General features: G+C 53.0%; 10 protein-coding genes. 8 read left to right on the top strand and 2 right to left on the bottom strand.

Annotated elements, in window-relative coordinates; translation table 11 throughout:
- Positions 1–227: 227 nt before the first annotated feature.
- The 8 genes from rpmH to RSAL33209_RS15615 all read left to right on the top strand — a co-directional run bounded on the left by rpmH (position 228) and on the right by RSAL33209_RS15615 (position 5663).
- Positions 228–365: a 50S ribosomal protein L34 gene (rpmH, locus tag RSAL33209_RS15650; RefSeq protein ID WP_041685997.1), complete on the top strand. Its 138-nt coding sequence runs from the start codon at positions 228–230 to the stop codon at positions 363–365.
- Positions 366–437: 72 nt separating this feature from the next.
- Positions 438–839 (top strand): ribonuclease P protein component, encoded by a 402-nt coding sequence (rnpA, locus tag RSAL33209_RS15645; RefSeq protein ID WP_041684892.1) that lies wholly within the window; start codon positions 438–440, stop codon positions 837–839.
- A complete protein-coding gene (yidD, locus tag RSAL33209_RS15640; protein WP_012246888.1) occupies positions 836–1222 on the top strand; it encodes a membrane protein insertion efficiency factor YidD in 387 nt (128 codons plus the stop codon). Before rnpA ends, yidD begins: the two co-directional genes overlap by 4 nt.
- Before the next feature lie 79 nt (positions 1223–1301).
- Positions 1302–2210: a membrane protein insertase YidC gene (gene yidC / locus RSAL33209_RS15635; protein WP_049759115.1), complete on the top strand. Its 909-nt coding sequence runs from the start codon at positions 1302–1304 to the stop codon at positions 2208–2210.
- Positions 2210–2782, top strand: a complete 573-nt coding sequence (locus RSAL33209_RS15630) for a Jag family protein (protein ID WP_012246886.1) — start codon at positions 2210–2212, stop codon at positions 2780–2782. Before yidC ends, RSAL33209_RS15630 begins: the two co-directional genes overlap by 1 nt.
- A gap of 40 nt (positions 2783–2822) precedes the next feature.
- Entirely contained in the window at positions 2823–3470 is a 648-nt protein-coding gene (rsmG, locus tag RSAL33209_RS15625) for a 16S rRNA (guanine(527)-N(7))-methyltransferase RsmG (RefSeq protein WP_012246885.1), read from the top strand.
- A gap of 53 nt (positions 3471–3523) precedes the next feature.
- Positions 3524–4567, top strand: a complete 1044-nt coding sequence (locus RSAL33209_RS15620; protein WP_012246884.1) for a ParA family protein — start codon at positions 3524–3526, stop codon at positions 4565–4567.
- 79 nt (positions 4568–4646) lie between these two features.
- On the top strand, positions 4647–5663 hold the full coding sequence (locus RSAL33209_RS15615) for a ParB/RepB/Spo0J family partition protein (RefSeq protein WP_012246883.1): 1017 nt from the start codon (positions 4647–4649) through the stop codon (positions 5661–5663).
- 92 nt (positions 5664–5755) lie between these two features.
- Here RSAL33209_RS15615 and trxA read toward each other — a convergent pair whose 3' ends face one another.
- Positions 5756–6082 (bottom strand): thioredoxin, encoded by a 327-nt coding sequence (gene trxA / locus RSAL33209_RS15610; protein ID WP_012246882.1) that lies wholly within the window; start codon positions 6080–6082, stop codon positions 5756–5758.
- A 29-nt stretch (positions 6083–6111) separates the two neighbouring features.
- Entirely contained in the window at positions 6112–7065 is a 954-nt protein-coding gene (gene trxB / locus RSAL33209_RS15605) for a thioredoxin-disulfide reductase (RefSeq protein ID WP_041684891.1), read from the bottom strand.
- Positions 7066–7182 lie beyond the last annotated feature (117 nt).

Genomic DNA, 7182 nt, shown 5'->3' with positions numbered 1-7182 from the left:
CAGCTAGTTGTGGAAAACTCTGTGGAACACGCTGTGTTTGGCCGGAGTCAAGCTGAAGCCCGACTAGCTGTGCAGTTGCATCAGTTTGACTGTCGAGGTTGATATGGCCTAAAGTTGTGAAGTCCTTCGTGTCTGCTTTTAGGCACGCGATATTTCAGCGTCGGCCTGTTACTTCCCCAGTCGCAACAGCCTCGGCGCGCCACAAGATTTTCTTGGAGTTGACCACCGTGAGCAAGCGGACTTATCAGCCTAACAATCGTCGTCGTGCCAAAAAGCACGGCTTCCGACTGCGCATGCGCACCCGTGCGGGCCGAGCCATTTTGGCTGCCCGTCGGACTAAGGGCCGTACTGAGCTTTCCGCTTAGCCCTGCGCAGCCTTAACTAATAGGCCTTGGCATCCATGCCGTTTTTGACGATGTGTGAATCTGAGGTCGGTAATGTTACCGGCTGCTAACCGCTTGCGTGCTTCGAGTGAGTTCTCAAACACCGTCCGTTCCGGCGTCCGATCAGGGCGCCGGAACTTGGTGTTATATGCACTCGTTGAACCTAGCGGTGTGGCTGAGAAGACGTCTCTTCCCAGCCGAGTCGGATTCATCGTCGCTAAATCAGTGGGTAACGCTGTAGTGCGTAATCTTGTCAAACGCAGATTACGTTCACTAGCCGCATCCACTGTTCTGCAGTACCCCTTTGGGCTGAGAATAGTGGTGAGGGCGTTGCCCCTCGCAGCTACCTCAAGCTGGCAGGAGTTGCAGAACGATTATGAAGCCGGGTTCCGGGCATCATTGTCGAAAATTCCGGAGACGGTATTTGCCGAGTACAGAGAAGGAGCGAATGAGTGATCGTTTTACTAAGCGTCTTTCGCTTGATTTGGCGTCTGCCGCGAAACATTCTGATTTTGCTCCTGACCGGATATCGTGCAGTTATTTCGCCGCTTTATGGTCAGGTATGCAGATATTTTCCGAGTTGCTCCAGCTATGCACTCGAAGCCTTTACGCTTCACGGCGCTGTTAAAGGAAGCTTCTTTGCTATTCGGCGGATACTTCGCTGTCATCCTTGGGCCGCCGGCGGCATTGATAATTTGCCTGCCCATCGCCATTTAGATTTTTCCGCGCTGCCAATGGAGGCTACGCCGCGGATCGTGGTGCTAAATCACCCCGATCGCTATTTGAATAACCTGCCGAATCAAGCCGAGCCTGCTGGCTTGGCCAACAAGGTTGCCTGATGTTCCACGAGGGGAAAAGTAAGTGTTTGATTTCTTCGGACAGATCCTGTTCCCATTCAAATGGCTGGTGTCTGCCATTATGTTGGGCTTCCATGAAGGCCTGACCTTCCTTGGCTTGCCTGGTGATAATGGCTGGACCTGGACCTTGTCGATCATCGGCCTGGTGATAGTCATTCGTGCAGCCCTCATCCCAGTCTTTGTGAAGCAGATCAAGGCACAGCGTGGCATGCAGGCTCTGCAGCCTGAAATGAAGAAATTGCAGGAAAAGTACAAAGGCAAGACGGATCAACTTTCCCGTCAAGCGATGGCGCAAGAGCAAATGGCTCTTTACAAATCGCACGGTACGAACCCTTTCAGTGCCTGTTTGCCGATCCTCATTCAGATGCCGTTCTTCTTCTCGCTGTTCCAGGTACTTTCTGGCGTTTCCAAGGCAAATCAAGACGGCCAAGGAATTGGCGTTTTGAGTCACACACAGATCCAGCAGTTTGATGACGCTAATATTCTGGGCGCACCACTTTCGAAGGCATTTTTGCCGCAGATCCAAGGTGGAGACCCGAACGTTTCGGTTATCGTCCTGTCGATCATCATGATCTTGGCGATGATTGCTTCGCAGTTCATCACCCAGAAACAGATTATGGCTAAGAACATGTCCGAGGATGCGATGGCATCACCGTTCATGCGTCAGCAGAAGATGATGCTGTACATTTTGCCGTTGGTCTTCGGTATTGGTGGTATCAACTTCCCCATTGGCGTTTTGATCTACTGGACGACGACGAACCTGTGGACGATGGGACAGCAGTTCTTTGTCATCCGACGGATGCCGACTCCTGGTTCGCCGGCTTATAAGGAATACATGCAGCGTCGTGCTGCCAAGTGCCTGCCGCTCATTGGAGCGAAAAAGAAGGCCGAAACTGAAGTCGTTGAAGAAGCCGTTGAACTCAAGGGTCAACGCACCCAGCCACAACGGAAGAACCGAAGGAAAAAGTAATGACTGCCGAATCCCCCGCTGTAGAAGAACTGGACGAACAGAACGCTCCCGAGTCGGTCGAGTCTGATGCTGAGCTAACTGACTCCGTTGATTCTTCGAGTCCTAGTCGCCTTGAAGAAGAAGGCGATGTAGCCGCAGATTATCTTGAAGAGTTGCTGGATATTGCAGATATCGATGGCGATATCGACATTGAGGTTCGCAATGGCCGGACTTATATCTCCATTGTGGCTGAGGAACAGTCCGATGCACTGAGTAACCTAGTTGGCCGGGATGGTAAGGTCCTTGAGGCCTTACAGGAACTCACCAGACTGAACGTCTTGTCCTCAACAGGTCATCGTTCCCGCTTGGTTCTGGACATCACTGGATACCGTGAGGAACGTGCTGGTGTGTTGCAGCAGATCGCCGAAGATGCTGCTGAGAAAGTCAAGAGTAATGGCGGCTCCGTTGCGTTGAAGCCAATGGGTGCGTACGAACGTAAAATCGTGCACGATGCCATTGCGGAGCTCGGGCTTATTAGTGAGTCTGAGGGCGAAGGGTCCTCCAGGCACATCGTAGTGAGCGCTACCGAGTAGTTCCAGCACCGCAAGATTTTCGACGGCGATTGGATGCACTGTGCTTGAGATGACTGAGGCTGTTGCCTCCGCTGCACATTCGGTTTTTGGTGATCGGCTGCCGCTAGCACAGCGCTACGTTGAACACTTAGCAACCTCTGGCATAGAGCGCGGGCTTATTGGCCCACGCGAGGTGCCCAGGCTGTGGGATAGACACGTACTCAACTGCGCAGTGGTTGTTGAGCTGATCGAAATAGATGCGACCGTAGCGGACGTTGGCAGTGGTGCAGGTCTACCAGGCTTGTGTTTAGCGTTAGCTAGGCCAGACTTGTCGATTACTTTGATTGAGCCACTAGAGCGGCGGGTCACTTGGCTTTCTGAAGTAGTAGCAGACCTGGGTCTGAGCGATCAGGTGACGTTATTTCGGATGCGTGCAGAACAAGCCGTTGATGAAGTTAATTGTTCTGTGGTGACTGCGCGTGCAGTATCAGCGCTAGATAAGCTGGCCGGGCTAACCATTCCGCTGCTTCATGGCAACGGACAGTTCCTAGCGGTTAAAGGTCGTAGCGCCGCAGAAGAAATCACCAAGGCGGCAAAGGCAGTTCGCAAGCTGGGTGGGACTCGCACCGATGTACTGGTCGCAGGATCGAGTGTACTTGAAGAGCCCACCACAGTGGTTCGAATTCTGGTTGGCTCCGCCCACAGATAGGCTTAGTCTCAGTTCCCAGAGCTTTGTGGTTCTGGCGGGAAGGTAGGTAGCCGATGGTCAATCAGGATGGGTCCACGCAGAGGATTCCCCCGTTCGGTGTGCTTGGTTCAGCACAATCGTCGGCAAATCAACCGAAAACAGTTTCAAACAAGAAGAATTCCAATGTTTCATATGAAACCAATCTGGCCCGTAATGTGATCGACGATGTAGACGATGACAGTCCAATTGGTCGCGAGTTGGCGAATGAGACCCGTCGACGCGAGAAGCTGATTGGGCGAAAATTGCCGCTCCCCAAAGAAACTCGAGTTCTCACAGTCGCCAACCAAAAGGGTGGGGTGGGCAAGACAACGACCACGGTGAACATCGCAGCCGGTTTAGCCGCTGCTGGTCTACACGTTTTGGTAATTGATATTGACCCGCAAGGAAACGCTTCCACTGCGCTGGGTGTGGACCACCGGGCCGAAGTCGATAGCATCTACGATGTCTTGATCAATGACGCTGCACTGGTGGAGGTGGTGGTGCCGTGCCCGGACCTCGATAATCTGATCTGCGCTCCGGCAACAATTCACTTGGCCGGTGCTGAGATTGAATTGGTCTCGCTAGTCGCTCGCGAGCAGAGACTACGACGCGCGATCGAAACCTATGCTGCTCATCGTCAGTCCGAGGGGCTCGAGCGCCTTGACTATGTATTGATCGATTGTCCGCCTAGTCTTGGATTGCTTACGGTCAATGCGTTCTGTGCGGCATCCGAAGTGTTGATCCCCATTCAGTGCGAGTACTACGCGCTTGAAGGCCTGAGTCAGCTGCTAAAGAATATTGAGATGATCCAAAAGCACCTCAACTCTGATCTTCGGGTATCCACCATCTTGTTGACGATGTATGACGGTCGCACTAACTTAGCTGCCCAGGTGGCAGAAGATGTACGCACACACTTCCCCGATCAGGTTTTGAAGGCCGTGATTCCTCGATCTGTGCGGATTTCTGAGGCACCAAGCTACCAACAGACCGTGCTCACCTACGATCCGTCTTCTTCTGGTGCGTTGAGCTATTTGGAGGCCGCCGCTGAGATTTCCGAGCGAGGGGCACCAACTCCTTAGTCTGATTGGTTTTTGACGCTATAATTGATGCTATACGGTCGACAGCGCTCTACAGAGCAGCGAAGATAGGCATCATATCGTGACAGAAAAGCAACGCAGAGGTTTAGGTAGAGGCCTAGGGGCGCTCATCCCATCAGCACCGGATGAAGATGGAGCGACTGATGGACAGACGACATTACGACCGGTTGATCTCTTTTTTCCTGAGTCTAAAGAAAAGAAGAGCTCTAGAACACGAATCGTTTCACGTGAAACATCGCCTTCGCCTGAGCTAGTTGAAGTTCCGGGTGCACGATTTGCGCAGATCAAACTAGACGAGATCCAGCCAAACCGTAAGCAGCCTCGTTCGGTCTTTGACGAAGACGATATGGCCGAACTAGTGCATTCCATTAGGGAAATCGGCATTTTACAGCCGATCGTGGTTCGAAAGTCTCCGGATAAGGGTGGTGCGCCCTACGAGCTGGTGATGGGTGAGCGTCGTTGGCGTGCTAGCCAGATTGCTGAAACTGGTACGATCCCGGCAATTGTTCGCGAAACTTCTGATGATGATCTTCTTCGCGATGCATTGCTTGAGAACCTACATCGCAGTCAGTTGAACCCGTTGGAAGAAGCTGCAGCATATCAGCAGCTTCTTGAGGACTTCGGTACTACCCACGAAGAACTGGCTGATCGAATCGGACGGTCTCGTCCACAGGTCTCGAACACTTTACGACTTCTGAAGCTGCCACCTACTGTGCAGCGCCGGGTAGCAGCTGGCGTTCTGTCTGCCGGACATGCCCGCGCGCTACTTTCACTGCCGGATTCTGCCGCGATTGAGCGACTTGCTCAGCGCATTGTGGCGGAAGGAATGTCTGTGCGGGCGACCGAAGAGGCAGTGGCGCTATATCAAGAACCAGCTGCCGGCCGCCAAGGTGCAAATGATCGACCTAATGCACGTCATGAGAGGTTAGACTTTCTAGCTAGCTCGCTCGCTGACCGCCTAGACACGAGCGTCAAGATCACTCTCGGTGCGCGAAAAGGCAAGGTCAGCATTGAATTTGCTTCGGTTGAGGACCTTAATCGGATCATGACGGTACTGGACCCTGATCGCTCCGGATGATGATGTATCAGCGCTGCTGAGCCATACTTTGCTAGGCAGATAAAAAGGAGGCCATGTTTCACGTGAAACATGGCCTCCTTTTTATGGCTGATTTACTGAAGGTAGCTGGCAAACTCTTTTTCAAAGAACTGCTTGGGCTTCGCACCAATAACGGTGCTCTTCACTTCGCCATCAGCAAAGAGATAGATAGCGGGGATTGAGGTAATCCCCAACTCGGCAGCGATGCGCGGATTCTCATCAATGTCGACCTTTACTACATTGACCTTATCTGCGTATTCGCTGGAGATCTCATCTAGGATCGGCCCGACTTTACGGCAGGGTCCACACCATTCTGCCCAGAAATCGACAATGACCGGTTTCTCGGAGGAGATGACATCACTTTGGAAAGTTGCATCTGTTACTGCTTTGGCGTTACTCATAATGTAGTGCCCTTTCTTTGATTGAGCGGTTAGGCGTCCAGGCTTGCAAGGTAGTGTTCCACGTCAATCGCAGCAACACAGCCAGAACCGGCTGCGGTGACTGCCTGGCGATAGGTGGGATCCACGACGTCGCCGGCTGCGAACACGCCGGTCAACGAGGTCTTGGAACTGCGGCCAGCCACTGCAATAGTGCCTTCAGTGGTGAGATCAAGGACACCCTTGAAAAGGTCTACGCGAGGATAATTTCCGATGGCTACGAAGATTCCGGTAGCCGGGAGCTCGCTCTTTTCACCGGTGACCAAGTTATTGAGCTTGACACCATTAGCCTTGGCTTCGCCGTCGATGCCGTAGACCTCGGTATTCCAAATGAATTTGATCTTGTCATTACTGAACGCGCGATCCTGCATGATCTTCGAGGCGCGCAATGAGTCACGACGGTGGATCACGGTAACTGTGCGGGCAAACCTAGTAAGGAAGGTCGCTTCTTCCATAGCGGAGTCGCCGCCGCCAACCACTACAATATCCTTATCTTTGAAAAAGAAACCGTCACAGGTTGCACACCAGCTCACACCATGGCCCGACAGCCGTTTTTCATCGTCCAAACCGAGCTCACGGTAAGCGGAGCCGGTAGAGACGATGACGCTCCGTGCAGAGTAGCTTTGACCGGCCCCGGTGCGAACGGTTTTAATCTCGCCGTCGAGCGAAACTTCGGTGACGTCATCGTATTCAATCTGAGTGCCAAACCGCTCCGCCTGTTGCTGCAGATTATCCATCAGGTCTGGCCCCATGACACCTTCGGGGAAACCCGGGAAATTCTCCACATCAGTGGTGTTCATCAGTTCGCCACCGGCAGTGACTGAACCTGCGATCATCAGCGGCTTGAGGTTGGCACGGGCGGTGTAGATGGCAGCGGTGTAGCCGGCAGGACCGGAACCGATGATGATGACATCGCGGACGTCGTTCTGAGTTGTTTCAGTGCTCACGGACTGAGAGCTCCTTGTATCGGTGACCCACGGTGGGGCCGTGGCTCGCAAATGGAATGCAACTACACAACCTATTCGGTGTGCTAGTTATTCCAGATGGGTGGCGGACACCTACCA

Origin of the sequence: Renibacterium salmoninarum ATCC 33209 (genome assembly GCF_000018885.1) — a bacterium.
GTDB lineage: Bacteria > Actinomycetota > Actinomycetes > Actinomycetales > Micrococcaceae > Renibacterium > Renibacterium salmoninarum.
The sequence above is the reverse complement of the archived record's forward strand: the minus strand, read 5'-3'. Positions and strand labels throughout refer to the sequence as shown.

What these genes read in the sequence shown, in the direction of transcription:
- rnpA (WP_041684892.1), top strand. Translation starts at nt 438, where the DNA reads ATGTTACCGGCTGCTAACCGCTTGCGTGCTTCGAGTGAGTTCTCAAAC.
- yidC (WP_049759115.1), top strand. Translation starts at nt 1,302, where the DNA reads ATGTTGGGCTTCCATGAAGGCCTGACCTTCCTTGGCTTGCCTGGTGAT.
- RSAL33209_RS15630 (WP_012246886.1), top strand. Translation starts at nt 2,210, where the DNA reads ATGACTGCCGAATCCCCCGCTGTAGAAGAACTGGACGAACAGAACGCT.
- RSAL33209_RS15620 (WP_012246884.1), top strand. Translation starts at nt 3,524, where the DNA reads ATGGTCAATCAGGATGGGTCCACGCAGAGGATTCCCCCGTTCGGTGTG.
- trxA (WP_012246882.1), bottom strand. Translation starts at nt 6,082, where the DNA reads ATGAGTAACGCCAAAGCAGTAACAGATGCAACTTTCCAAAGTGATGTC.